General features: G+C 68.4%; 21 protein-coding genes. 12 read left to right on the top strand and 9 right to left on the bottom strand.

Features of this window, described 5'->3' with window-relative positions:
* Positions 1–43 precede the first annotated feature (43 nt).
* Genes ADBZ6K_RS07095 through ADBZ6K_RS07085 form a run of 3 tightly spaced genes read left to right on the top strand, consistent with a single transcriptional unit; the run spans position 44 to position 2,949 of the window.
* Complete coding sequence (locus ADBZ6K_RS07095) at positions 44–1,201, top strand: lysylphosphatidylglycerol synthase transmembrane domain-containing protein (RefSeq protein WP_526345281.1); 1,158 nt, start codon at positions 44–46, stop codon at positions 1,199–1,201.
* 10 nt (positions 1,202–1,211) lie between these two features.
* On the top strand, positions 1,212–2,516 hold the full coding sequence (locus ADBZ6K_RS07090) for a M23 family metallopeptidase (protein WP_526345166.1): 1,305 nt from the start codon (positions 1,212–1,214) through the stop codon (positions 2,514–2,516).
* A gap of 58 nt (positions 2,517–2,574) precedes the next feature.
* The gene (locus ADBZ6K_RS07085; RefSeq protein WP_526345165.1) at positions 2,575–2,949 is read left to right on the top strand and encodes a DUF3054 family protein; all 375 of its coding nucleotides are present in this window, start codon (positions 2,575–2,577) and stop codon (positions 2,947–2,949) included.
* Here the strand turns inward: ADBZ6K_RS07085 and ADBZ6K_RS07080 are convergent.
* The 4 genes from ADBZ6K_RS07080 to ADBZ6K_RS07065 all read right to left on the bottom strand — a co-directional run bounded on the left by ADBZ6K_RS07080 (position 2,937) and on the right by ADBZ6K_RS07065 (position 6,212).
* Positions 2,937–4,280, bottom strand: a complete 1,344-nt coding sequence (locus ADBZ6K_RS07080) for a HAMP domain-containing sensor histidine kinase (protein ID WP_526345164.1) — start codon at positions 4,278–4,280, stop codon at positions 2,937–2,939. The genes ADBZ6K_RS07085 and ADBZ6K_RS07080 overlap by 13 nt on opposite strands.
* Before the next feature lie 53 nt (positions 4,281–4,333).
* Positions 4,334–5,002, bottom strand: coding sequence for a response regulator transcription factor (locus ADBZ6K_RS07075; RefSeq protein ID WP_526345280.1), 669 nt, complete (start codon positions 5,000–5,002; stop codon positions 4,334–4,336).
* A gap of 59 nt (positions 5,003–5,061) precedes the next feature.
* Positions 5,062–5,445, bottom strand: coding sequence for a hemophore-related protein (locus tag ADBZ6K_RS07070; RefSeq protein ID WP_526345163.1), 384 nt, complete (start codon positions 5,443–5,445; stop codon positions 5,062–5,064).
* A gap of 170 nt (positions 5,446–5,615) precedes the next feature.
* Positions 5,616–6,212, bottom strand: coding sequence for a hemophore (locus tag ADBZ6K_RS07065; protein ID WP_526345162.1), 597 nt, complete (start codon positions 6,210–6,212; stop codon positions 5,616–5,618).
* A gap of 370 nt (positions 6,213–6,582) precedes the next feature.
* Here ADBZ6K_RS07065 and ADBZ6K_RS07060 point away from each other — a divergent pair, with 370 nt between their 5' ends.
* From ADBZ6K_RS07060 to ADBZ6K_RS07045, 4 genes are all read left to right on the top strand, one after another.
* The gene (locus ADBZ6K_RS07060) at positions 6,583–9,507 is read left to right on the top strand and encodes an MMPL family transporter (protein WP_526345161.1); all 2,925 of its coding nucleotides are present in this window, start codon (positions 6,583–6,585) and stop codon (positions 9,505–9,507) included.
* Positions 9,504–10,034 (top strand): XRE family transcriptional regulator, encoded by a 531-nt coding sequence (locus ADBZ6K_RS07055; protein ID WP_526345160.1) that lies wholly within the window; start codon positions 9,504–9,506, stop codon positions 10,032–10,034. Before ADBZ6K_RS07060 ends, ADBZ6K_RS07055 begins: the two co-directional genes overlap by 4 nt.
* Before the next feature lie 98 nt (positions 10,035–10,132).
* Complete coding sequence (locus tag ADBZ6K_RS07050) at positions 10,133–11,425, top strand: O-acetylhomoserine aminocarboxypropyltransferase/cysteine synthase family protein (RefSeq protein WP_526345159.1); 1,293 nt, start codon at positions 10,133–10,135, stop codon at positions 11,423–11,425.
* Entirely contained in the window at positions 11,418–11,900 is a 483-nt protein-coding gene (locus tag ADBZ6K_RS07045) for a CoA-binding protein (protein WP_526345158.1), read from the top strand. The genes ADBZ6K_RS07050 and ADBZ6K_RS07045 overlap by 8 nt, the downstream gene beginning before the upstream one ends.
* A gap of 26 nt (positions 11,901–11,926) precedes the next feature.
* Here the strand turns inward: ADBZ6K_RS07045 and ADBZ6K_RS07040 are convergent, their stop codons facing one another.
* From ADBZ6K_RS07040 to ADBZ6K_RS07030, 3 genes are all read right to left on the bottom strand, one after another.
* Positions 11,927–12,517, bottom strand: coding sequence for a sigma-70 family RNA polymerase sigma factor (locus tag ADBZ6K_RS07040; protein ID WP_526345157.1), 591 nt, complete (start codon positions 12,515–12,517; stop codon positions 11,927–11,929).
* A 205-nt stretch (positions 12,518–12,722) separates the two neighbouring features.
* On the bottom strand, positions 12,723–13,412 hold the full coding sequence (locus ADBZ6K_RS07035) for a hypothetical protein (RefSeq protein ID WP_526345156.1): 690 nt from the start codon (positions 13,410–13,412) through the stop codon (positions 12,723–12,725).
* The gene (locus ADBZ6K_RS07030) at positions 13,409–14,026 is read right to left on the bottom strand and encodes a hypothetical protein (RefSeq protein WP_526345155.1); all 618 of its coding nucleotides are present in this window, start codon (positions 14,024–14,026) and stop codon (positions 13,409–13,411) included. The genes ADBZ6K_RS07035 and ADBZ6K_RS07030 overlap by 4 nt, the downstream gene beginning before the upstream one ends.
* Positions 14,027–14,125: 99 nt before the next feature.
* Here ADBZ6K_RS07030 and ADBZ6K_RS07025 point away from each other — a divergent pair, with 99 nt between their 5' ends.
* Together ADBZ6K_RS07025 and ADBZ6K_RS07020 are read left to right on the top strand one after the other, a co-directional pair.
* Positions 14,126–16,102 carry a M13 family metallopeptidase gene (locus tag ADBZ6K_RS07025; RefSeq protein WP_526345154.1) on the top strand — a complete coding sequence of 659 codons (1,977 nt, stop codon included), beginning with the start codon at positions 14,126–14,128 and terminating at the stop codon, positions 16,100–16,102.
* Positions 16,103–16,440: 338 nt separating this feature from the next.
* Positions 16,441–17,769 carry a hypothetical protein gene (locus tag ADBZ6K_RS07020; protein WP_526345153.1) on the top strand — a complete coding sequence of 443 codons (1,329 nt, stop codon included), beginning with the start codon at positions 16,441–16,443 and terminating at the stop codon, positions 17,767–17,769.
* A 154-nt stretch (positions 17,770–17,923) separates the two neighbouring features.
* On the opposite strand, the gene ADBZ6K_RS07015 is transcribed toward ADBZ6K_RS07020, so the two are convergent.
* Complete coding sequence (locus ADBZ6K_RS07015) at positions 17,924–18,922, bottom strand: L,D-transpeptidase (RefSeq protein ID WP_526345152.1); 999 nt, start codon at positions 18,920–18,922, stop codon at positions 17,924–17,926.
* Positions 18,923–19,359: 437 nt separating this feature from the next.
* Between ADBZ6K_RS07015 and ADBZ6K_RS07010 the strand changes: the two genes are divergently transcribed.
* Positions 19,360–19,749: a PPOX class F420-dependent oxidoreductase gene (locus ADBZ6K_RS07010; RefSeq protein ID WP_526345151.1), complete on the top strand. Its 390-nt coding sequence runs from the start codon at positions 19,360–19,362 to the stop codon at positions 19,747–19,749.
* Positions 19,750–19,752: 3 nt separating this feature from the next.
* Here ADBZ6K_RS07010 and ADBZ6K_RS07005 read toward each other — a convergent pair whose 3' ends face one another.
* Positions 19,753–20,259 (bottom strand): GNAT family N-acetyltransferase, encoded by a 507-nt coding sequence (locus ADBZ6K_RS07005; RefSeq protein WP_526345150.1) that lies wholly within the window; start codon positions 20,257–20,259, stop codon positions 19,753–19,755.
* A 69-nt stretch (positions 20,260–20,328) separates the two neighbouring features.
* Here ADBZ6K_RS07005 and ADBZ6K_RS07000 point away from each other — a divergent pair, with 69 nt between their 5' ends.
* Both ADBZ6K_RS07000 and ADBZ6K_RS06995 read left to right on the top strand, forming a co-directional pair.
* A complete protein-coding gene (locus ADBZ6K_RS07000; RefSeq protein ID WP_526345149.1) occupies positions 20,329–20,628 on the top strand; it encodes a thiamine-binding protein in 300 nt (99 codons plus the stop codon).
* A gap of 676 nt (positions 20,629–21,304) precedes the next feature.
* Positions 21,305–24,484 carry an ATP-binding protein gene (locus ADBZ6K_RS06995; RefSeq protein ID WP_526345279.1) on the top strand — a complete coding sequence of 1,060 codons (3,180 nt, stop codon included), beginning with the start codon at positions 21,305–21,307 and terminating at the stop codon, positions 24,482–24,484.
* The last annotated feature ends 9 nt before the right edge of the window (positions 24,485–24,493 follow it).

The raw sequence follows: 24,493 nt of genomic DNA, 5'->3' as shown, positions 1-24,493 counted from the left end.
TTACCCTGTAAGCGTGTCCCATGACGCGCCGGCGAGCGCCGCCATGCAGGGGCGGACAAGCCAGCAGGGATCGACCCGCGGCAAATACTGGTGGCTGCGCTGGGTGATCATCGGCCTGGCCGTCACGGTGCTGGCGGTCGAGATGGCGCTGGTGTGGGACCAAATCGCCAAGGCATGGAAGAGCCTGCTGTCGGCGAACTGGTGGTGGGTGCTCGCGGCGATGGTCGCGGCACTGGCGTCGATGCACAGCTTCGCGCAGATCCAGCGGACACTGCTGAGATCGGCGGGCGTGCACGTCAGGCAGTGGCGGTCGGAGGCCGCCTACTACGCGGGCAACGCGCTGAGCACGACGATGCCGGGCGGACCGGTGCTCTCGGCGACGTTCCTGTACCGACAGCAACGCATCTGGGGGGCGACGCCGGTGGTGGCGTCCTGGCAGCTGGTGATGTCGGGGGTACTGCAGGGCGTTGGCCTTGCGCTGCTCGGTCTCGGCGGTGCCTTCATGCTCGGCGCGAGCAAGAACCCCTTGTCGCTGATCTTCACACTCGGCGGGTTCGCGGCGCTGCTGATCCTCGCGCAGGCCGTCGCCACCCGCCCGGAACTCATCGACGGCATCGGGGTGAAGCTGCTCGCGTGGTTCAACTCGTTGCGTGGCAAGCCCGCCGACACCGGCCTTGCCAAGTGGCGCGAGACCCTCGAACAGCTCGAGTCGGTCAGCCTCGGCAGGCGTGACCTCGGGATGGCGTTCGGCTGGTCGATGTTCAACTGGATCGCCGATGTGGCCTGTCTGACGTTCGCCTGCTACGCCGCGGGGGGACACCCGTCGCTCGCGGGACTGACCGTGGCCTATGCGGCGGCCCGCGCGGTCGGCACCATCCCGTTGATGCCAGGCGGCCTGCTTGTGGTCGAGGCGGTGCTGGTGCCCGGCCTGGTGTCCAGCGGCATGACGCTGGCAGGTGCCATCTCCGCGATGTTCATCTACCGGCTGATCAGCTGGATCTTCATCGCGGCAATCGGCTGGGTGGTGTTCTTCTTCATGTTCCGCACCGAAAAGGACATCGACCCCGACGCCGTAACGACCGTCACCCGCGACGCCGCCGGCAGTGGGCACGATGCACGCGACGCAACCGTGGCGCAGCCGCCGCAGTTCAGCCCCGATCCCGAAGCGCGGCACGAGCCCGAACCGCGACCCGAGCCCTAGGAGCCCTCGCATGCCCGGATTCCGAACGACCGCGGCCGTCGTCGGTTCGGCCGTTCTCCTCCTCGCAGGATGTGACCAGCAGTCGGGAATCCCGCCCAACAGCGCTGACAGCGTGACCAGCCCGGAGGCCGCAGCGACATCCACCCCGGCATCCGCTCAAGAAACCCCGACCGCCGGGCCCGCCCCGACCGCGCCTGCGCAACCACCTGCCGTCACGCCGGTCCTGGTCCGCGCGGTCGCCGATCCCATTCCGGTCCCCGCGACCGACGGGAAGGTGCACCTGGCGTATGAGCTGATCGTCACCAATGTGCTCGGCGGGAACATAACCCTGACATCGCTGGCGGTGATGGACGCTGACCGGCCGCTGGTGACACTGGCGGGCGACGAGCTGGGCTACCGGACACGAGTGCTCGGCGCTCCCGCCACCGCGACCACCCGGCTCGGGCCCGGCCAGAGCGCCGCGGTGTGGCTCGACGTGACCGTCGATCCGCCGTCTGCGGGTTCAGCGCCCCTCCCCGAGGAGTTGACGCACACGATCGGGCTGACCATCGCCAACCCGAACCCGCCGCTGTTTCCCCAGACCATGACCGCGAACGTCGCCCCGGTCCGCGTGCAGGACCGCGAACCCGTCGAGATAGCACCGCCGCTGACCGGCCCCAGCTGGCTCGACGGGGACAGCTGCTGCGACATGTCCGCCCATCGCATGGCGCTCAACCCGATCGACGGCCAGTTGTGGGCGGCCGAACGATTCGCCATCGACTACGTCCAGCTGGACCCGACCGGGCGGGTGTTCGCCGGCGACGCGTCCCGGCTGGAGAGCTATCCCTACTTCGGCGCGAACATCCACGCGGTGGCCGACGGGCCCGTCGTCGCGGTCGCCGACGGGCTGCCCGAACAGGTGCCCGGGGTGGCCGCGACAGGTTTGACCCTCGATCAGTACGCGGGCAACCACATCGTCCAGGACCTCGGCGACGGCAACTACGCGCTGTACGCCCACCTGCAGACCGGCAGCGTCCGGGTGAAACCGGGTGACCGGCTCGGCACCGGACAGGTGATCGCCCTGCTGGGCAACACCGGCAACTCGGACGCGCCACATCTGCACTTCCACGTCATGGACGGCCCCGACCCGCTGCGCGCCGACGGGTTGCCGTTCGTGTTCTCGTCGTTCCGGCTGGACTCCCGGCTCGCCTCGATGGACGACGTCGACGCCCTGGTGGCCGGGAGACCCGCTCCGCTTCAGCCGGGCGTCGTCGCCCGCGAGGAAACCGCTGTCAGCCCGCTGAATCTGGATGTGATGACGTATGCCGACCGATGATCGGGAGCTCACCGCGGACGCGAGGAGCAAAAATGACCCCGCGGACGCCAGGAGCGAAATGACCCGGCCGGTGGCGGCCGCCGTGCTCGCCGACCTCGCCTGCGTCGTGCTGTTCTGCGCGCTCGGCCGCCGCAGCCACGACGAAGGGCTGAGCGTCGCAGGTATCGCCGGGACGGCATGGCCCTTTCTGACCGGCACGACGGCGGGTTGGCTGCTGGCCCGCGGCTGGCGCCGCCCGCTGGCGCTCACTCCCACCGGCGTCGTGGTGTGGGTGTGCACGGTGGCGGTGGGAATGCTGTTGCGCAAGGCCACCTCCGCGGGCGTGGCCGTCAGTTTCGTGATCGTCGCCTCGTCGGTGACCGCGGCGCTGCTGCTCGGCTGGCGGGCCGTCGCCGCGATGTTGCCGGCGCGCCGCGCGGCTCAGCGCAGCTGAATCCGCTCGGTCACCGGCTCGGGTGACGTCGCGACGGTCAGCGTCGCACGCAACCCGCCGAGCGGTCCGTCCGACAGCCGGAAGTCGCCGCCGTGCAGGGTGGCCTGCTGGGCCACCAGCGCGAGCCCGAGGCCCGAACCGCCGGGGGCCGCGGTGCTGCCGCGCCGGAAGCGGCCGAGCACCGTCTCGTGTTCCTCGGCGGGCAGGCCGCGGCCGTTGTCGTCGACGACGATCGTGACTGCGCCGTCCAACCTCCGCGCCGTCAGCACGACGCGGGTGGCCTCCCCGTGGGTGATCGCGTTGCGCACGAGGTTGTCCACAGCGATTCGCAGTCCGCCCGGCCAGCCCCAGATGGTCCCCAGGTTGTCGGCGTCGACGACGATCTCCGCGACCCCGCCTGCGCGCTTGTTCTCCCGCGCGACGCGATCGAGCATGTCGGTGACGTCGATCAGCTCGCGGTCCTCGGCCTGCGCCAGCTGCCCCGACGCCAGCTGCCCCAGCGCGGTGATGATCGCCTCGACCCGTCGCTGGGCCCGTGACAGGTCGGCGACCACCTCGGCACGCTCCTCGACGGGCAGGTCGTGGATGCGCAGCGTATCCAGGTCGGCACGCATCGCGGTCAAGGGTGTGCGCAGCTCGTGCGCCGCGTTCGCGGCGAAGTCCTGGGCGGCCTGCAGCGAATTCGTGGTGGCCTGCTGGGCGGCGGCCAGCCGGCTCAACATGGCGGTCATCGCCCGGGACAACTCCTCGGCCTCCCGGACACCCCGGACTTCGGGCAGGTCATCGGTCCCCTTGCCCAGCTTTGACGTGTGCTCGGTGAGCTTGCGCAGCGGCCGGATCGCCGGGCCTGCCAACAGCCACCCCAGCCCGCCGGCGATCAGCACGGTGAGCACCCCGACCGCCGTGTACAGCGGGATGCGGGCGGGGCTGAGCAAGATGCTGTCGGCACGGATGCCGATCGACACCAGAACGCCGCCGGCCTGGTCGACCGGGATGGTGCGCACCCGGTACTCGACACCGTTGACCTCGACGGTCTCGGTGCCCGGCGGCAACAGTGGCAGCTGGAATCCCCGCTGGAACACCACCTGGCCGGTGGAGGTCGACCGGCCCGTGGTCAGCACGCCGCGCCTGGGGTCCTGGAGTTGATCGGGATACATGCTGGCGTCGACGATCGAGTCAAGCCTGCGGTCCAGCTGAGCGGCGTCGTTGCTGGCCAGGACCACCGAGGTGAGGATCGTGAACGCCGCAACGACGGCCGAGGCCGCGGCGGCGGCCGCGATGGCCACCCTGGTCCGCAGCGACGTGGACCGAAAGAGTCGGTAGAACCACACCGGCAGCTACAGCTCACTCAGGAGGTGGTCGCGGCGTGGCCGGGCGCCCCGGCTCAAGGCTCGTCCCGCAACACGTAGCCGATGCCGCGGACCGTCTGGATGACCCGAGCCTGGCCGTCGCGCTCCAGCTTTCGCCGCAGGTAGCTGATGAAGACGTCGGCAACATTGGTGTCGACGTCGAAGTCGTATCCCCACACCAGTTCGAGCAGGCGCTGCCGCGACAGCACTACCCCGGCGTTCTCGGCGAGCACGGCCAGCAGATCGAATTCGCGCTTCGTCAGATCGACCCGTTCGCCGTCGACGAAGACCAGTCTGCGTGCGGTGTCGATGGTCAGCGGTCCGACCATCATCGTGTCCGACTCCCGGTCGGAACTGTTCGACCGCCGCAGCAGTGCATGCAGCCGGGCCACCAGTTCACCGAGGTCGAATGGTTTGGTGAGGTAGTCGTCGGCGCCGGCCTCCAGGCCCGCGATGCGGTCGTTGACCGTGTCGCGGGCGGAAAGCACGCAGATCGGGATGTCGTTACCGAGCGCACGCAGTGCGGTCACCACGGCCACCCCGTCCAGTTCGGGCATCTGGACGTCCAGGACAAGGGCGTCGTGTGTCTCGCTGGCCAGCAGCCGCAAGGCTTCCTTACCGGTCGCCGCGACCCGGACGTCGAAACCCGAGTGCCGCAGTCCGCGGGCCACGGAGGTTCTGACGTCCGGATCGTCGTCGACCATCAAGACGGTCCGGCTCGCGCTCTCATGCACGGGCGGATCTTGCCCCACCCGCACCGGAATTACGGAATGGCAGGTGCAGGCGCCGTTCCACAGCGGTTCTTCAGGTCGACCAGCGGCTGGCGAATCGCGGTCAGTTCGGCCTTGACCTGCGGGTTGGCGTCGAGGTACGCGGTGACCTTCGGGCGAATCTCTTCGCGCGGCAAACCTTCCAGGCTGGTGAAGAAGTCATTCACCCACGGATGGGTGAACAGGTAGACCGACGTGCCGGCCGACACACCCGCAGCAACCTGTGCAAGGTCGCCTGCCGTGCAATTCGGCGGGTTGTTCGATATCGGCTGGGCCATCGCCGACGGGGCGGCTCCGAACAACATCGCACCGGCAACCGCACCGGTGCCGACCGCGCCAGCAATCACGCGCCGCGCGCTACGGGCCGTGAGCAACATCAACCAGCTCCTTCATCAAATGTTGACAGGACGCAACCAAAGTCGGTTAGCGACAAGCAAAGCTAATCAGAATCCGCGGCCACTTTCCTGCCTTGCGGTAAACCCATCACGAGAAAGTCCGAAACCGCTGCTCAGGCCGGATGTGCGAAACAACACACGCACCACCTTCATCAGCCTTCAGCGACCGCCGCCGCACCCGGCAGCGGCCCGCGCCCCGGCGTCGACGCTGATGCCGGCACCGGCAGCGCGATGTCCGGCGCCGAGGGAACCGTCACCTGCTGCGCCGGGGACGTAGATCCGGGCAAACTCACCGGCGGGGCGCCCGCATGCGATTGGGCCGCCTGCACCAACCCCATCAGCTGCGGGACGGTTATCGGCAGCTCACAACGCCCCGACAGGCTCGCCAACGGCTGCTGCAGCCGCTGCATATCCTTGGCCACCTGCGGGTTGGCATCGAAATAGGCCTTCAACGTCACCAACGACTGCGGACCCGGCTGCTGCTGCGCGATCGTGGTCAGCGCCTGGTTCGTCTCCGGATGCGCGTCGAGGTACGAGCCGGTCGATGTCGCCACCGAACCCACGGTCTTCGCGATCTCGCTGGCCGCGCACGGGTCGGGTGCGGCGGTCGCCGACGGCGCACCCGTCAGGCCTGCGACGACGGCACCACCGGCGGCGGTGACGGCGAAGGTGGCGACCAAGACACGGCGCAACGTCGCGGTCCTGCCGGATACCGTCCCGACTACCGCGATCCCGAATACCGGGGTCATCACTACTCCTCACGGTTTGCTACTCACGATCGGCGGCATATGCCTGCCTCGCTGACGTTGCGATCGACCGTGTCTGGCCAGTGCCGGGCCGGTGCTGTCCGGCGATTCCACACCGACGTCCCAACGGGTATCCCTGCCATTGGCCAGCGGCCATCTTGCCATCTCCGCAGCAGGGGATGCCAACTCGGTGAGATGCCCGTCACACCTGCTGGAGGGCCCGTGATCGGCTCGGCGGCGCCCGAAAATGTGACGCGATGTAACGCGCGTGCCCGGTGGGGCGATCACAAGGTCGGCCACCTTACCCCATGCTGCGGTACGCTTCCGCTACGCAACGCCGGGGAGAGAGCGGGGACGTCGCATTCAGCAGTTCATGATGCGCCTGAGCGCCCGCCTGCGCCGTTACCGGTGGGCGGTGTTCGCCACCTGGATACTTCTCCTCGTTCCCGCTGTCTACCTTGCGATCAGCCAGGCGGGGAACCTGACCGGTGGCGGGTTCGAGGTTGCGGGCTCCCAGTCCCTGCACGTCCAGCGCGAGTTGGAGGACCGCTTCCCCGAACAGGGCGCGTCGCCGTTGGCGCTGGTGGCCGCGCCGCGTGCCGACGCGTCGTTCGCCGATATGAACGCCGCCGTGGCCCAGCTCGAGCGCATCGCCGCCGACGTGCCCAGCGTCTCGATCGTCCCCAATCCCGTGCAGCCGGCTCCCCAGCCGGACCGGCCCTACGTCATCACGCTGCAGCTGGATTTCGACAACACCGGCGCCGTCGACGTCGCCAAGCAACTGCGCGCCAAGGTCGGTATCGAAGGCGAGCAGCCCGGCCAGATCGAGAACGGCAGGGTCAAGCTCTACGTCATCGGCCAGGGCGCCCTGGGGGCCGCCGCGAGCGAGGCCACCAAGCACGACATCACCCAGGCCGAGAAGTGGAACCTCCCCATCGTGCTGGTGGTGCTGCTGGCTGTCTTCGGGTCGCTGGCCGCCGCGGCGATGCCGCTGGTGCTGGGCATCTGCACCGTGGTGGTGACCATGGGCGTGGTCTATCTGCTGTCGATGTTCTTCACCATGTCGGTGTTCGTGACGTCCACCGTGTCGATGTTCGGCATCGCGCTGGCGATCGACTACTCGCTGTTCATCCTCATGCGGTTCCGCGAAGAACTGCGCGCGGGGCGGGATCCGGAACAGGCGGCCGACGCGGCGATGGCCACCTCGGGGCTGGCCGTGGTGCTGTCCGGGCTGACGGTCATCGCCTCGGTCACGGGGATCTACCTGATCAACACCCCGGTGCTGCAGTCCATGGCCACCGGCGCCATTCTCGCGGTCGCCGTCGCGGTGCTCACCTCCACCACGCTGACGCCCGCGGTGCTTGCGACGTGCGGGAAGGCCGCAGCGAAGCGCTCGTCGTACCTGCACTGGTCGCGCCAGCCGGATGCCACTCAGTCGCGATTCTGGACCCGCTGGACCGGATCGGTCATGAGGCGCCCCTGGCTGTCGGCGGTGGCCGCGGCCGCGGTCCTGCTCACGTTGGCCGCCCCCGCGTTCGCAATGGTTCTCGGCAACAGCATGCAGCGGCAGTTCGAGCCGACCCATGAGATCCGCGGCGGCGTCAACGCCGCCGCGGAGGCACTCGGGCCGGGTGCGCTCGGCCCGGTGCGGATATTGGTCACCTTCGCCGAGGGGAACGCCGAGAGTCCGACCAACGCCCCGGTCCTCGATGCGGTCCGACAGGAGATGACCAAGGCGCCCAACATCGTCTCGGTGGCACCCCCGGTGATCGGGGAGGACAAGAGCGTGGCGCTGTTGTCGGCGGTGTTGGCGGTGGACCCCGAGGACCTGGGCGCCCGGCAGACGGTCGATTGGATGCGCGAGAAGCTGCCGCCGGTCGCGGGCGAGGCAGCGCGTGTCGACGTCGGCGGCCCGACGGCGCTGATCAAGGACTTCGACGACCGGATCTCGGCCACGCAGCCCGTGGTGTTCGCGTTTGTGGCCCTGATCGCCTTCGTGATGCTGCTGATCGCGATCCGGTCGGTGGTGCTCGCCGTCAAGGGTGTGTTGATGACCGTGCTGTCGGTTGCCGCGGCCTACGGAAGCCTGGTGGTCGTCTTCCAGTGGGGCTGGCTACAGGCGCTGGGCTTCGAACAGCTCACCTCGTTGGACAGCACGATCCCCCCGCTGGTCCTTGCGATGACGTTCGGCCTGTCGATGGACTACGAGATCTTCCTGCTCACCCGTATCCGGGAGCGGTTCCTGCAGACCCACAACACTCGCGACGCCGTCGCCTACGGGGTCAGCACCAGCGCCCGCACCATCACCAGCGCGGCGCTGATCATGATCGCGGTGTTCATCGGCTTCGCGTTCGCCGGCATGCCGCTGGTGGCCCAGCTGGGAGTCGCGTGTGCGGTGGCGATTGCGGTGGACGCCACGATCGTGCGGCTGGTCCTGGTTCCCGCGCTGATGGCGATGTTCGACAAGTGGAACTGGTGGCTACCGGGCTGGCTCGACCGGATCCTGCCGTCGGTCGATTTCGAGAAGCCGCTGCCCAAGGCCGTGCACAACGACCTTGTCATCATCCCCGACGACATCTCCGCACTCGGACCCACCGGCGCCGACCTGCGGGCCATGGTCAAGTCGGCGGCCAAGTTGAAGACCCTCGCCCCACACGCCATCACGGTGGCCGACCCGCTGGCGTTCAGCGGCTGCCTATCGATCGGCGGCAAGCGGCAACCCGCGGCGGGTACTGAGCGCGACAACTCCCACGAGGCCCGCAGGGGCCGCATGGTCGACGACACCAGCACCGGCGGGATAACCACTCGCATCACGCTGCACCGCGATCCGTCGGCGGTGCATCCCGTCACCATGTGGCAGCGCAGGCTCGCCGTTGCGTTGGATGCACTGGCGGCCGACGCTGACGGCGCGCCGATCGAGCGCACCAGCCCGGTCGAGACCACCAATGTCCAGCTCCCCACCGGCGACCGGCTGCAGGTTCCCACCGGCGCCGAGACGCTTCGGCTGAAGGGCTATCTGCTGCTGTCCAGGAACGGCGCCCACGACTACGTTGAGCTTGCCGAAATGGCCAACTGCATGGACACTCAAACCGCTGCAGTGGTCCTGACCGGCATCGATCGGTACTACTGTGGCCCGCACCCGGAAACGCAGTGGGTCGCCACACAGCTGGTGCGCAGGCTGGCGGATCCGCAGCCATCCGACGGTGCGGTGGGCGATGATGGAACGGTAGCGGATTGGGCCGGCGTCAGGCAGCGCTGCCTGGCGGTGGCGGTAGCGATGTTGGAGGAGGCGAAGTGACGCTGACAGCGGATACCCGCCATGACGCTGACCCCACGCCCGACGATTCGGCGGCGGGAGCCGCCCCTCAGCGGCGCGCTCCCGATGTGGACCGACCGGTCGAATTCTGGCCTACCTCGGCGATCCGGGCCGCCTTGGAGAGCGGTGACGACCTGACCGTGTGGCAGCGAATCGCCGCCGCGATCAAGCGCGACCCCTACGGCAGGACCGCTCGTCAGGTCGAAGAGGTGCTGGAAGTCGTTCGCCCCTACGGGGTTTCGAAGGCGCTCGCGGAGGTGCTCAGCCGCACCAGGGAGAAGCTGGAAGCCGCGGAGTGCGCCGAGGTGGCGCGTCATGTCCGCACCCTGCTCAACCGCTCCGGCCTCGCTCAGCAGGAATTCGCGTCGCGCATCGGCGTTCCCTGCGATGAATTCGCCTCCTACCTCGACGGCAAGGTCAGCCCGACGGCCTCGCTGATGGTCCGGATGTGCAAACTGGCCGACCGCTTCGCCAAGGTCCGCGCCCAGCGCACATGTGACTTGGGCTGACGCCGCCGATCCTCGGGGATGCCCCGCGTCGATCCGTGCCCTGATCCGGGCGCCTCGGCCGACCAATTCCCGTCACCCGGGCCGTAGGCTGGGTGCCCGTGAGTGACCGCATCTACGGCCTGGCCACCCGTGCGATTCACGCCGGCCAGCGCCCGGACGCCGCGACAGGGGCGCGCGCCGTACCCATCTACCAGAACGCCAGCTTCGTCTTCGCCGACACCGAGGACGCCGCCAACCTCTTCGCGCTGCAGAAGTACGGAAACATCTACAGCCGCATCGCCAATCCGACCGTCGCCGCGTTCGAGGAATGCGTCGCGAGTCTGGAGGTCGGCCTCGGCGCGGTGGCGACGGCCAGCGGGTTGGCCGCCCAGTTCGCGGTGTTCGCGTCGCTGGCGGGGGCCGGCGACCACATCGTGGCTGCGGGCAGTCTGTACGGCGGCACCGTCACGCAGCTCGATGTGTCGCTGCGCCGCTTCGGGGTGGAGACCACGTTCGTCGACGGCACCGATCCGGCGGATTTCGCCGCCGCGATCACCGACCGCACCCGGCTGGTGTTCAGCGAGGTCATCGCCAACCCGTCAGGTGAGATCGCGGATCTGGCAGGGCTGGCGACGGTAGCCCACGACGCCGGGCTGCCGCTGGTGGTCGACTCGACCGTGGCGACGCCGGCGCTGTGCCGGCCGATCGAGCACGGCGCGGACATCGTGGTGCACTCGGCGACCAAGTTCCTCGGCGGTCACGGCACCACCCTCGGCGGCGTCGTCATCGACGCGGGCCGGTTCGATTGGGGCGCAGGCCGATTCCCGCAGATGACCGACCCGGTCGCGTCGTATGGCGGGCTGAGCTGGTGGGGCAACTTCGGCGAGTTCGGCTTTCTGACCAAATTGCGCAGCGAGCAGCTGCGCGACCTGGGCGCCTGCCTGGCCCCGCAGTCGGCGTTTCAGCTGCTGCAGGGGGTGCACACGCTTCCGCAGCGGATGGCCGCACATGTCGGCAACGCCCGTGCCGTGGCCGGCTGGCTGGAGGCCGATCCGCGCGTTGAGTATGTGCGCTGGGCGGGGCTGGCGTCGCATCCGCACCATGACCGCGCGGCCCGTTACCTGCCCGACGGCCCGGGGGCGGTGTTCGCGTTCGGTGTGCACGGCGGCCGCGCCGCCGGCGAACGGTTCATCAACGCCGTACGGCTGGCCAGCCATCTGGCCAATATCGGCGATGTCCGCACGCTCGTGATCCATCCGGCCAGCACCACCCACCGCCAGCTCACCGACGACCAACTGCGCGCCGGCGGCGTAGGGCCCGAGCTGGTACGGATCAGCGTCGGCATCGAGGATGTCGACGACATCATTTGGGACCTGGACCAGGCACTGACGGAGGCTTCGAAAAATGTCTGAGGCACGTACCTGGGTGGGCCCCGACGCGCTCACCCGTCAGCGCATCCTCCGCGAGACGCGTTCGGTCGCGATCGTGGGGGCGTCGGCCAACCCGGCGCGGGCGAGCTACTTCGTGTGGACCTACCTCAAGTCGACGTCGAATTACGATCTCTACCTTGTCAATCCGACGATCTCCGAGGTGGAGGGCACCCGGGTCTACCCGTCGCTGGCAGACCTTCCTGTGGTGCCCGACATGGTCGACGTGTTCCGCCGCCGCGACGATCTGCCGTCGGTGCTCGACGACACGGTCGCGGTCGGCGCGAAAACCCTGTGGCTGCAACTGGGTTTGTGGCATGAGCAGGTGGCCCGCGACGGCGAGGCGGCCGGGCTGCAGGTGGTGATGGACCGCTGTCTGAAGATCGAGCATGCCCGGTTCGCCGGCGGGCTTCACCTCGCCGGCTTCAACACGGGCGTCATCGACTCGCGTCGCCCCTAGTCCCCTAGGCCGCAGTGGCCAGTCCCCTAGGCCGCAGTGGCCAGCGCGGAGCGCAGCCGGGCACGTCCGCGGAACACCCTGGACATCACGGTGCCGAGCGGAATGTCCATCAGCGCAGCGATATCGGCGTAGCTGTACCCCTCGACATCGGCGTAATACACCGCGGTGCGGTAACCCTCCGGCAGCGCGTCGAGCGCGGCGGCGATACCCGGATTCGACCACGCGCGCAGCGCTTCGTCCTCGGCGGAACGCAGGTCGCCGTTGCCGTGCCTGCCGATCGCGAACAAGTCCTGATCGGCGATCTGGTCGACCGGCACTTCCTCGAGCCGGCGCTGCCGACGCCGATAGTTGTTGATCCACTGGTTGTGCATGATGCGAAACAGCCATGCCTTCGCGTTCGTGCCGGGCGTGAACGTCGGAAGCCCGGTGTAGGCGCGCAGTAACGTTTCCTGCAGCAGATCCTCGGCGTCGGCCTCGGTGCGAGTGAGCCGCCGCGCACCACGCAGCAGCAGTCCGGCGTGCGGCATCACGTCGCGTTCGAAGCGCTGGACCTGGGCCCCACGAGCACCAAAGTCGTTGCGGCTGTTGGGAAGGTGACGCACGGATGTCCGGCTCATCGATTGACCCCTTATCTGGTCCGGCGTGTGTTGAACTTCGCACTACCGACGCTATTTCTGCGACGACCGCCGCGGAACGGGGCTATCCGGCCGGTCTGCAGGGGGTTATCCCCACCCCTCCCGGCCCCTCCCCCTGCGTTTCGTGTCCATCCAGTCGACCAGCGCTATGCGGCCAGCGCTACAAACTGTGCACAGATCGTGCTCTTTAGCGGGAGTGCAGCGGGGTGACATCGTGCACGAGCCAGCGCCCACTGTCCTTGGACAGCGTCACCCGCAGCGCCAGCACCGCGTTGTCGACGGGCTGCCCCGGGACGCTCTGCGTGCCGCGCAGGACCACCGCGACGCTGGCGGCGTCGGCGCCGAGCGCCTCCACCCCCGCCGAGACCGTGCCCGCCTGCGCCGACACGTTCTTACTGGTCAATTCCTTTGCCACACTGGCAAATTCGTCTTTGAACTGCTGCGCGCGGTCGGGCTCCATCAGCGCCGCGGCGCGGTCGATGGATGCCGTCGGGCTTTGCGGTGTGAACGTCGCGGTCGCCTCGGAGACACTGCTGGCGATCCGCACCACCTCGGTGCGATCGGCGTTGAACTGACGGTCCGGCACCGTCCACCGCAAATAGCCGACCGCCACCGCAGACACCAGCGCGGCGACCGCGACCGCGACAACCGCCAGCCGCAGGCCGGGGCCGTCGTCGTCGGTGCCGACGGTGACCCCGTCGCGGCGCATCAGCGCGAAGTTGATCACCACCCCCTGCACGATCAGCAGGCACAACACCGAGCAGACCGACACCCACCACAGCGGCCAGCTCATCGCCACGCCGATGAACACCAGCGCGGCAAGGGTAGCGGCGGGAGCAAGGAGGTCGAACAGCACGACTCGCGACCGGTTTCTCATCGGATGGGCTCCAACCGCGAGATCAACAACCGGCCGTCGACGTCGGAGACGTCCATGCGCAGGTTCCACCGCACCGTCTGCGGCTTGTCTTCACCCGCGTTCTCACTCACCGAGGTCGCCACCACCAGCACCGTGTCGGTCCGGGCCGAGAGGCCGGACAGACCGGCGTCGGTCTGCGGCCGCGGCGCCAACGCCGGGCCGTCGGGGTTCTCGGGGCTGTGGTAGGTCGACTCGATCGCCACGGAGTCGATCTGACCCGTGGTCTGGGTCTGCAGCGTCTGCACGAGTTGACGGAAGGGCTGCACGGTCGACTCGAAGTCGGCATTGAGTTGGCCCGCGGTCCCCTCGTACAGCGTCTTCATGCTGGCGTCGACGGTGTCCTTGTTCATGTTGACCAGGACGCCGGTCCATTCCGCGGCGGTCTGCAGCACCCGGCTCTGATAGCTGCGCTCGGCCGCTTCGGCGCGATGCGACGACCAGATGAGCACCGCCAGCACCACCGCGGCGGCACCGATGAGCCCGAGCACCGCCGAGGCGACGCCCCAGCCCGTGAGCACCTTTTCCGCGGACTGTTCGGACTGCTCGGCACGCTCGTCGACGAGCTCGTCGGACATGGCCGTGAGGGTACCTGCCCCCGGCGCGGGCGCCCCGCGTCCCGGGCGAGCGCAGCGCTGGCGCCGCACCGCGGATTGCGCATCTGGAATCATGTTGGGGTGACGGTAGAAGCGATCAAGTCTGGTATCGACCTGAGCCACGTCGATGACGGTGCCCGCCCCCAGGACGACCTGTTCGGCCACGTCAACGGCCGCTGGCTGGCCGAGTACACGATTCCCGCGGACCGGGCTACCGACGGCGCCTTCCGCTCGCTCTACGACCGCGCCGAGGAACAGGTGCGCGATCTGATCACTGAGGCGGCAGCCGCGAACGCGCCGTCGGGCACCGATCACCAGCGCATCGGCGATCTGTACGCCAGCTTCATGGACGAGGCGACGGTGGCCGAGCGGGGGCTGCAGCCGCTGCTCGATGAGCTGGCTCTGATCGACGCCGCGGCGACCCCCGACGAGCTTGCCGAGGTGGTCGGGGCCCTGCAGCGGGCAGGCGTCGGCGGCGGAGCCGGCGCATACGTCGACACCGACTCGAAAAACTCCGCCCGCTACCTGCTGCATCTGTCGCAGTCCGGGATCGGGCTGCCGGACGAGTCGTACTACCGCGATCCGCAGCATGCCGAGATCCTCGCGGCCTACCCGCAGCACATCGAGCGGATGTTCGCCCTGGTCTACGGGGGTGATCATGCCGAGACGGCGACGCGCATCGTGGCGCTGGAGACCAAACTGGCCGCCGCACACTGGGATGTGGTCAAACGTCGCGACGCCGACCTGACCTACAACCTGCGCACGCTCACCGATCTGCCGCAGGAGGCACCGGGGTTCAACTGGACAGGCTGGGTCACGGCGCTGGGCAGCTCACCCGAACAAGCAGCCGAAGTCGTGGTGCGCCAGCCCGACTACCTGACGGCGTTCGCCGCGCTGTGGACCGGCGACGCGCTCGACGACTGGAAGACGTGGGCCCGGTGGCGGCTGATCCACGCCCGCGCCGGACTGCTCACCGACGACCTCGTCGCCGAGGACTTCGCGTTCTACGGCCGCAGGCTGTCGGGGACCGAACAGATCCGCGACCGGTGGAAGCGAGGCGTATCGCTGGTCGAGGGGCACATGGGTGAGGCCCTGGGCAAACTGTACGTGGAGCGCCATTTCCCGCCGGAAGCCAAGGCGCGGATGGACGAGCTGGTGGCCAACCTGCGGGAGGCCTACCGGGTGAGCATCACCGAGCTGAACTGGATGACGCCGGAGACGCGTGCGAAGGCACTGACCAAACTGGAGAAGTTCACCCCCAAGATCGGCTATCCGGCGAAGTGGAAGGACTACTCGGCGCTGGTCGTCGAGCGCGACGACCTGTACGGCAACCACCTGCGCGGCAACATCGTCGGCTCTGACCGCGAGTTGGCCAAGCTCGGCGGCCCGGTGGATCGCGACGAATGGTTCATGACGCCGCAAACCGTCAACGCCTACTACAACCCCGGGATGAACGAGATCGTCTTTCCCGCCGCGATTCTGCAACCGCCGTTCTTCGACGCCGACGCCGACGCCGCCGCCAACTACGGCGGGATCGGCGCGGTCATCGGCCACGAGATCGGGCACGGGTTCGACGATCAGGGCGCCAAGTACGACGGCGACGGCAACCTGGTGAACTGGTGGACCGACGCCGACCGGGATGAGTTCGGCGTTCGGACCAAGGCGCTGATCGAACAGTACGAAGAGTTCGTGCCGCGGGGGCTGGACTCCGGCCACCACGTGAACGGTGCGTTCACCGTCGGGGAGAACATCGGCGATCTGGGCGGGCTGTCGATCGCGCTGTTGGCCTATCAGCTGTCGCTGAACGGCACGCCGGCTCCGGAGATCGACGGGCTCACCGGCGAGCAACGCGTGTTTTACGGCTGGGCACAGGTCTGGCGCACGAAATCCCGTGATGCCGAGGCGATTCGACGACTTGCCGTCGATCCGCATTCGCCACCGGAATTCCGCTGCAACGGTGTGATCCGCAACATGGACGCCTTCTACGACGCGTTCGAGGTGGACGAGGACGACGAGCTGTACCTGGAACCGCAACGACGGGTGCGCATCTGGAATTAGGCCGATGCGCAAGGGATCTCAACGCGGCTGCCGTACAGCTCCGACCCGACGCTGCGGGCCACGATCAACGCCGGCGTACACGCAGTCATAGCTGCCGGTCGCCAGATCCGGACAGCACAGGCGGGACCTCACTGGACGTCCAGCCCAACCTACGACACCACTCACTCCCGTGCGGCGAAGGTCTGCCGCGCGCGTCCCGGCGGCGTAGCGCCCATACTCGGGTGGCCGCAGTCGTAAAGCGCCCGAATCCCTAGTCCCTGACGGTCGAGCATGGGACAATTTCGCAAATGTTGGACTGCTTGCGGGCGGTCCGGTGCGGCTCGTGGGGGAGCGCGACTATGGTTCCGGCGCATTTGCGGGTGGTCGTAGGTGTCTGCGCGCTCGCGGTGGGCCTGTGGCTGGGTGGCGCCGGGAGCGCGATTGCCGTTGCCGATCCCGGTTCCAGCGATTCAGCCGCGCACGGCCCTGGCGACAAGGGCTCGGGTCAGCAGCGCGACGGCGACAAGGACTCGGGCCGGCACGGCAACGGCGGCAAGGACTCAGACCGGCACGGCAACGGCGGCATACGTTCGGGCCAGCACGGCAACGGCGGCAAGGACTCGGGCCGGCACGGCAACGGCGGCATACGTTCGGGTCAACCTTCCGCCGGCGCGAATAGCCCGAGTGACCAGCCCGCCGACACCGGCACAACGGCCGAGACGACCGACCCGGGCACCGTCGCGGTAGCCCCGGACGAGACCACCGACTCGAGCACCGTCGCCGTAGCCCCGGACGAGACCACCGACTCGAGCACCGTCGCCGTAGCCCCGGACGAGACCACCGACTCGAGCACCGTCGCCGTAGCCCCGGACGAGGTTGCGCCCGTTCCCACTGCGGTGGCACCAGTTCCCGCTCCGGCTCTCACGACGGTGGCGGCGCCGCCCCCGCCGCTGGTCGCGCTCCTGCATGACGTCCTCGCGCTGGTTCAGCACCCGCCCACCTCTTTTGCTGCGGTCGCCCAGCTCACGCAACTGCAGTCCGACCTTTATTACTTCTTGATCAGCATCCCCGGCATAGGGCCGATAGTGGCGGCGGCATTAGCAGAGATCGATGTTGCTGGGTTATCGGCAACCGTGGACGCGGGAGTGGCATCGCCGTGGCCGCCGACGTCGTCCCTTCCCGGTATTCCGCCGTTGGCCGGTAGCGCCGAGGTTGCGCTGCTCGGCAAGATTGCGGCAGCCATTCTCGGTGCGATGCCTCGGCTGGGTCAAGCGTCATGGTTGCCCGGGATCACACCGCTAGCACACCATGGCGCCACTGCGATGGCTGTGCAGACGTATTTCCGGCCCGCCGGAGGTCGACTGCTGCTACCCGGGTCACTGTCGGGGCTGTCCGCTGTCGCGCTGCCCGTGGTGCTCCCCCTTTCATTGGCGGCGTTGGCCGCCCTTGCCCTGCCCGGTGCCAGCGGGCTGGTGATCGTCACCGGGGCCGGGGTGCGCATCGGATACCGTCAGGCCAAGGCCGGTGTCGCATTGCGGACGACGGGCGTGGCGCGCTTCGCCCCTCCGGGGGTTGTTCCGTTAGCTGTCGTGCACTCGAGGTCGTTGGTGGTCGTCCGACCGCGGTCATCGCGCATCATCCGTCCGGGGCGGTTAAGCGCCGGATGCCTTCTCGATGAAGTCGCCTAGCAGCCCAGCGCGCCGCGGAATCTATTGTCGATGGCGCTACCACACTGAAGTTCTCCGACGTCACCGCATCCCAGACCCACTCGACAAGGCGCTGCCTCGGCAAAGCCGCTACGCCGACACCGGTCCATGCTGCCCGGCCCGCGTAGTCGGGCGGTCAGAACAGCTGCCAGTCCTGAGCGCCGTCGTTCTTGGTGTACCAGCCACCGTCGGTGTTCTTCACCACGACGGGATCACCGCTGCCGAAGTTGTCATAGAACCACTGTGCATTGGCCGGGCTGAGGTTGATGCACCCGTGACTGACGTTGCGCCTACCTTGATCGCCTACCGACCACGGCGCGCTGTGCACGAAGATGCCGCTGTTGTCGATCCGGACCGCGTCCTCGACGTCGAGCTTGTAGCCCTCGGCTGAGGTCACCGGAACGCCGTAGGTCGAGGAGTCCATGACGATCTCGGGGAATTTCTCCAGCACGTAGTAGGTGCCGTTCGGGGTTTCGTGCTTGCCGTCCGGCTTGCCCATCGACACCGGGAACGTCTTCACCAGCTTCCCGTCCTGCATGATCTCCATCTGGTGGGTGCTGTCGTCGATGGTGGCGACCAGCGATTCCCCTACCCGGAAGCTCGACTTGGTGCCGCCGGCGTCGATGCCGACCACAGTGCCCGCGGGCCAGAAATCCTGCGGTCGCCAGCGCACCTGGGTGTCGCTCATCCAGTAGAAGCGGCCGGGCACCGGTGGGTTCGAGGAGATGTGAATCGCCGCCTCGGCCATCGGCCGGTTGGCGATGGGCCGCTGGAAGTTGATGATGATCGGCTTGGCGACGCCGACCATGGACCCGTTGACCGGGTTGAAGGTCGGCGGCGCGAACACCGGCTCACCGACATAGGGGGTCGGGTTCTGACCCGCCGGCGTGCCCTCCGGGATCGGCAACGGCCGGGTGGCGGCCGCGGGATCGAACGGGTTCACCGGCGGCGGCGGCGGGAACACGTATAGGGCCGGCGGGGCAGGCGCCGACGCCGCTGCCGCGGCCGGATCGACCGGCGCTGGTGGCGGTGGCACGTCGGGTTGGGCCAATGCCGACGGACTGCTCAACAGTCCCCCGACCAAACCGGCCACGAAAAGCGCGGTGGCCAGTGTCCCCTTGGTCCGCTGCGGCATGCCTGACCTCCAGTCACAGAACTTCATCCAGTGTTGCACAGCGCGGGGCACAGCTATCGCCCGCAGATGCCGCTAGACCCCCGACAATCGGCCGACCGCCAGCGCTGAACTGCACTGTTCATCGTGGTCGCAGGAAGAACGTTACCTTCGTCGCGCTGCCGGGGGAACGTCGACTAGGCCGCGCGAGCACAGCACGCAGGTCAGGACCACCTCGATCACCGCGGCCGATGCCCATCTGGAACGCCACCACATAGCGGCCCGACGCCACGCCGAGGACCGTCAACTGCACTGTGGCGCGCGGTCTCCACGGGGCGGTGGCGGGCGGGCGGATGTCGACAGTCATAGTGAACAGACCACCGTAGCCACGGGGACACCGGCCGCGACGAGATCCTTTCGCTCGTTGACGGCCGATCACCGCACAACCGAGAGGGACCGTGATGGTAGCCGTGCCAGACGGATATGAGGACCTGTTGAGCCGGCCGGTGTACGGGCATCTGGCGACGGTGCGCCCGGACGGTGCCGCCCAGGTCAACCCGATGTGGTTCGACTGGGATGGCGGACGGTTGCGGTTCACCCACACCACCAAGCGGCAGAAGTACCGCAACATCACTGCCAACCCGAATGTGGCGATGTCGATCAGCGACCCGGACAACCCCTACCGCTACCTCGAGGTGCGCGGCGTCGTCGATGAGATCGTGTCCGACCCCACCGCTGCGTTCTATCTGCACCTCAACGACCGCTACAGCGGCCCGCTCACCGAACCTCCCGCCGATGCCGCCGACCGGGTGATCATCGTCGTCCGGCCGACGGGATTCAGTAAGCAATAGGCGTCAGGCGGCGCCGGCCACCGTGCGCTCCCAGCGCCGCACGGCGCCATCCTCCGGGTGGACCACGGTCCCGGCGCACCGGAAGCCCAGCCGACGCAGCACACCCGCCGACGGGTTTTCATCGACGAGGGTGTGTGCGACGACCGTCGTGACCCGGCCGCTCGCCGCGGCCTTGTCGATCATGGCCTGCGCGGCCGCTTTGGCCAGCCCCTGCTCCCGGAATGCCGGGGCGATCTCGTAGCCGATCTCGACTACCCCGTTGACCGGCGGGCCGACGAACCCGCCGGAACCGACGAGCACCGCGCCGCGGTCGGCGAGGAAGAAGTGCATCCACCAGTCCGCCTCGTGGGGGTGTTCGGCGAGCCTGGTGAGCGTGAACTCGACCGCCTCCGGAAACTCCGGCCAACCTTCGGGAACTCCGCTGCCCAACAACTCGGCGAACGCCGCGCGATCGGACTGCAGCACCTTGAGGTGCTCGATCGATGCGGGCATCACGACAACGTCGACCATCCTGGAAGTGTCTACCTTTGCAAACCTCTTCGCCAGCAAATTCACGTTCCGGGCTGGCATGCTGTAGAGGTGATTGTGGCGTTCAGTGTGAGTCCGTCCGGTGGCGATGCAACCGGCGGTGTCCGCGACGCGGTCGCCGAGGCGATCCGCGTGGTGCGCGCCTCCGGGCTACCCAACGAGACCAACGCGATGTTCACCAACATCGAAGGCGAGTGGGATGAGGTGATGGCGGTGGTCAAACAAGCCGTCGAGGCCGTCGCCGCCGCCTCCCCGCGGGTCAGCCTGGTACTCAAGGCCGACATCCGGCCCGGCTACACCGGCCAGATCACCTCCAAGGTGGAGCGACTGGAGCAGGCGCTGGGCGACTGACGGGGCAGCGCGCGCCGCCGTTTGCGCCCACGTCTGCACCGTGGCCGTGAGAACCGTCGCCGGCACAGCCTTGGCGCGGAAGTCGGCGCGCGGAATGCGATGACCTCTACCACCGATGCGACGACTGCCACCGCGAGATTCGAGCATGACCACATCAGGCACGCCTGCAGACGCCGTTGACGGCAGCAGGCACGACGTCGACGGGCTCAGCGTGTTCTGTGTGGACACACCGCCCCGGCCGCAGCTACGCGGCCAACCGTCGTTGCCGTGCACGGCATTCCCAAGCGCGGCTTTGGCGACTCTTTGTGCGTGCGCGCAGGGACCTCCCGCGGATTGCCGCTCCCACGACCGTCCTGTTCGGCGCTCGCGACCCGGCTTGCACTCCCGCCAGCACCCGCGCGTTCGCATCCTGCATCCCAAACGCCCGCCTGCGTCTGCTCGACGATGTTGGGCACTTCACTCCGACCGAAGCACCTACTGGGGTGGGGGGTGGGGTAAGTCCCCTGAGGTGGCCGATGAGTTGAAGAGCCTGCTCCAACGGGCGCGCTGATCGGGGCGCATGAAGTGGGCCGAGGCGACGCAGTGCTCAGAGCTGTCTGTCGATATGACGAACACTGCTGACCAGCGGTGACACGATACTGACGTGGACCCCAACGGGGATGACGGTCGCGGTGCGCTGACAGCAGCAAGACTGTCGTGTGGGTCGTGTGGCACGGAACTCTCTGCGACCTCCAGGTTCTGTAGTGAATGCGGCACACCGGTCACACAGGTCAGCCGATCGGCGGAGTACAAGCAGGTGACGGTGCTGTTCGCCGATGTGGTGGGTTCGATGAACCTCGCGGCCGTGCTGGAGATGGAGCGGTTCCGCGAGATCATGACCGAACTCGCGGAGCGGTCGGCGACGGTGGTGCAGCGCTTCGGTGGGACGGTGGAGTTCATCGGCGATGGAGTGATGGCGGTGTTCGGCGCGCCGGTGGCGCTGGAGGATCACGCTTTGCGGGCCTGCCTTACGGCTATGGCGATTCAGGGCGAGGCCGGCCGGTTGGCGGATGAGGTGGCTCGCCGCGACGGGGTAGTGCTGCGGCTGCGGGTGGGGCTGAATTCGGGCCGGGTGATCGCCGGTGCCGTGGGTTCAGGGTCGCATGGGTACGCCGCGATCGGCCATCAGGTGGGCTTTGCGCAGCGAATGGAGTCGGCAGCCCCGCCGGGTGGGGTGATGTTGTCGGAGTCGACCGTCCGCCTCGTCGAACACCTCACCGTGCTGGCGGAACCGGAGTGGGTGCGGATCAAGGGAGTCGACGAACCGGTGCGCGCGCGCCGGCTGCTGGCGATCGCGCCGCGGCAGCGGGTGGTCGGGCGCGCCGAAGCGAGCCTGGTCGGTCGGCGCTGGGAGACGGCGGCGCTGGAGGCGATGGTGGACCGCGCGATCGGTGGCCGCGGCGGTGTCATGACTGTGGTGGGACCGCCGGGCATCGGCAAGAGCCGGGCGGCCCGCGAGGTTGCGGTGCTGGCGGCCGGACGCGGGGTTGAGGTGGTGTGGGCCTTCTGCGAATCGCACGCTCGTGAGGTCCCGTTTCATGCCGTGACGCGGCTGCTGCGGGCGGGCACCGGCGTGGCCGACCTGGATGGCGAAACCGCCCGCGAACGCGTCCGGGAACGAGTTCCGGGTGCCGACCCGCAGGATCTGTTGCTGCTCGATGATCTGCTGGGCATCGCCGACCCAGCGGTGGCGCTGCCCGAGATCGACCCGGATGCGCGGCGGCGCCGGTTGACCGCACTGGTCAACGCTGCATCGTTGGCGCGCAGCGCACCGGCGTTGTTCCTCATCGAGGATGCACACTGGATCGACGCGACCAGCGAATCGATGCTGGCCGACTTCCTCGCCGTCATTGCGCGCACCCCGTCGATGGTGCTGATCACCTACCGCCCCGAATACGAGGGAACGCTGACGCAGGTGCCCGGCGCCCAGACGATCACCCTTGGGCCACTGGCTGATTCGGACACCGCGGCGCTGATCGGGGAGCTGCTGGGCTCGGATCCCTCGGTCGAGGAGCTGGCCGCGATCATCGCCGGGCGGGCCGCCGGGAACCCGTTTTTCGCCGAGGAGATGGTGCGCGAGTTGGCCCAGCGCGGCGTGCTGACGGGTGAACGCGGTGGCTATGCCTGTCACACCGATGTCGCCGACGTCACGGTGCCGGCCACGGTGCAAGCGGCCATCGCCGCGCGCATCGACCGGCTGAGCACCGCGGCCAGGCAGACGATTGCGGCAGCGTCGGTGATCGGGGCCCGCTTCGGGGCCGACCTGCTGGCCGCGCTGGGTATCGATGCGGTGGTGGACGAGTTGCTGGGCGCGGAGCTGATCGATCAGGTGCGGCTTACCCCGAGCGCCGAGTACGCGTTCTGCCATCCGCTGATCCGCGCGGTGGCCTACGAGTCGCAGCTGAAATCCGATCGCGCCCAATGGCACCGGCGCCTGGCCGCCGCGATCCAAGAGCGGGTGCCCGGGTCGGTGGAGGAGCGCGCGGCGCTGATCGCCGAACACCTCGAAGCGGCGGGCGAGCTGCACGCGGCGTATGGCTGGCATATGCGCGCCGCGGCGTGGTCAACCAACCGCGATTTCGACGCCGCCCGGCTCAGTTGGGAGCGTGCGCGCCGGATCGCTGACGCCCTGCCCGACCCCAACCAATTGTCGATGCGCATCGCCCCCCGCACCATGCTGTGCGCAACCGACTGGCAAGACCGAGCCGTCCATGACAGCGGGGGCCGCTTCGCGGAACTGCGGGAGTTGTGCACAGCGGCCGGCGACAAGGTCTCGCTTGCCATTGGCATGACCGGGCAGGCCGCCGAACTCCTCTACGCTTCCCGACCGCATGATGCGGCACAGCTGGCATACGAACAGATGACGCTGCTCGAGTCGATCGAAGATCCCACCCTGATCATCGGGCTGGCGCCCGTAGCATTCGCCGCCTGGGCGGATACCAGCGAATTCGGCGAGATCTTGCGGTGGTCGCAGACCGTCATCGACCTGGCCGCCGGCGATCCCATCAAGGGCGCCGGCTTCGGTTTCGGATCACCGCTGGCAGTCGCGCTGACGTGGCGCGGCGTTGCGCGGTATTGGCTGGGCCGCGCCGGATGGCACCAAGACTTCGACGACGCCGTCGCGATGGCCCGAGACAGCAACCCGCTCGCCGTCGCCGCTATCGCCATGTGGGGCCACGGTTTCGCAGCACATTGCGGGGTACTTCGCGCCGATGACTCCACCGTGCGCATCCTCGAGGAAGCGGTGCGGATCGCCGAAGTGGCCAGCAACGATGTCGCATTGAGCGCGGCCGAGTACGCGTTGGCCGGCGCGCTGCTGTATCGCGACGCCGAGGCCGACCGCCACCGCGGGCTGGAGCTGATGGTGCAGGCCCGCGATTTGTGGCTGCGTCAGCAGATTTGCCTTCAGATGGTCCCGAACACCGAGTTGTGGGTCGCGCGGGAGGAGGCCCTGCGCGGCGATCGCGATGCTGCCATTGCGATGCGCAAGGCCGTCGACGGTATGCACCGGACAGGACGACACGCGCACGCAGTTTGGGGCACCAGCCTCCTGGTGGAGACGCTGCTGCAGCGTGGTATCGAGGGCGAGGTGTCCGAAGCCCAACAGGCGATCGACCGGTTGGCGAACCTGCCGGCCGAGCACGGTTCGGCGGTGCGCGAGATCACGCTGCTGCGGCTGCGCGCCCTGCTGGCCCGAGCCCGCCGCGACGATGTTGCCCACCGGGATTTGGTGCTTCGCTATCGTGCGATGGCGGAATCGCTTGGCTTCGAAGGACATATCGCCTGGGCCGAGACGATGATCGCGGCCGGTGAGTAGCCGGCCACG

Origin of the sequence: Mycobacterium sp. (assembly GCF_044223235.1) — a bacterium.
GTDB lineage: Bacteria > Actinomycetota > Actinomycetes > Mycobacteriales > Mycobacteriaceae > Mycobacterium.
The sequence above is the reverse complement of the archived record's forward strand: the minus strand, read 5'-3'. Positions and strand labels throughout refer to the sequence as shown.

Excerpts from the sequence above, each read along its gene's own strand:
- ADBZ6K_RS07095 (WP_526345281.1), top strand. The coding sequence starts at position 44 with ATGCAGGGGCGGACAAGCCAGCAGGGATCGACCCGCGGCAAATACTGG.
- ADBZ6K_RS07090 (WP_526345166.1), top strand. The coding sequence starts at position 1,212 with ATGCCCGGATTCCGAACGACCGCGGCCGTCGTCGGTTCGGCCGTTCTC.
- ADBZ6K_RS07085 (WP_526345165.1), top strand. The coding sequence starts at position 2,575 with ATGACCCGGCCGGTGGCGGCCGCCGTGCTCGCCGACCTCGCCTGCGTC.
- ADBZ6K_RS07075 (WP_526345280.1), bottom strand. The coding sequence starts at position 5,002 with ATGGTCGACGACGATCCGGACGTCAGAACCTCCGTGGCCCGCGGACTG.
- ADBZ6K_RS07070 (WP_526345163.1), bottom strand. The coding sequence starts at position 5,445 with ATGTTGCTCACGGCCCGTAGCGCGCGGCGCGTGATTGCTGGCGCGGTC.
- ADBZ6K_RS07065 (WP_526345162.1), bottom strand. The coding sequence starts at position 6,212 with ATGACCCCGGTATTCGGGATCGCGGTAGTCGGGACGGTATCCGGCAGG.
- ADBZ6K_RS07060 (WP_526345161.1), top strand. The coding sequence starts at position 6,583 with ATGATGCGCCTGAGCGCCCGCCTGCGCCGTTACCGGTGGGCGGTGTTC.
- ADBZ6K_RS07045 (WP_526345158.1), top strand. The coding sequence starts at position 11,418 with ATGTCTGAGGCACGTACCTGGGTGGGCCCCGACGCGCTCACCCGTCAG.
- ADBZ6K_RS07040 (WP_526345157.1), bottom strand. The coding sequence starts at position 12,517 with ATGAGCCGGACATCCGTGCGTCACCTTCCCAACAGCCGCAACGACTTT.
- ADBZ6K_RS07035 (WP_526345156.1), bottom strand. The coding sequence starts at position 13,412 with ATGAGAAACCGGTCGCGAGTCGTGCTGTTCGACCTCCTTGCTCCCGCC.
- ADBZ6K_RS07030 (WP_526345155.1), bottom strand. The coding sequence starts at position 14,026 with ATGTCCGACGAGCTCGTCGACGAGCGTGCCGAGCAGTCCGAACAGTCC.
- ADBZ6K_RS07020 (WP_526345153.1), top strand. The coding sequence starts at position 16,441 with ATGGTTCCGGCGCATTTGCGGGTGGTCGTAGGTGTCTGCGCGCTCGCG.
- ADBZ6K_RS07015 (WP_526345152.1), bottom strand. The coding sequence starts at position 18,922 with ATGCCGCAGCGGACCAAGGGGACACTGGCCACCGCGCTTTTCGTGGCC.
- ADBZ6K_RS07010 (WP_526345151.1), top strand. The coding sequence starts at position 19,360 with ATGGTAGCCGTGCCAGACGGATATGAGGACCTGTTGAGCCGGCCGGTG.
- ADBZ6K_RS07005 (WP_526345150.1), bottom strand. The coding sequence starts at position 20,259 with ATGGTCGACGTTGTCGTGATGCCCGCATCGATCGAGCACCTCAAGGTG.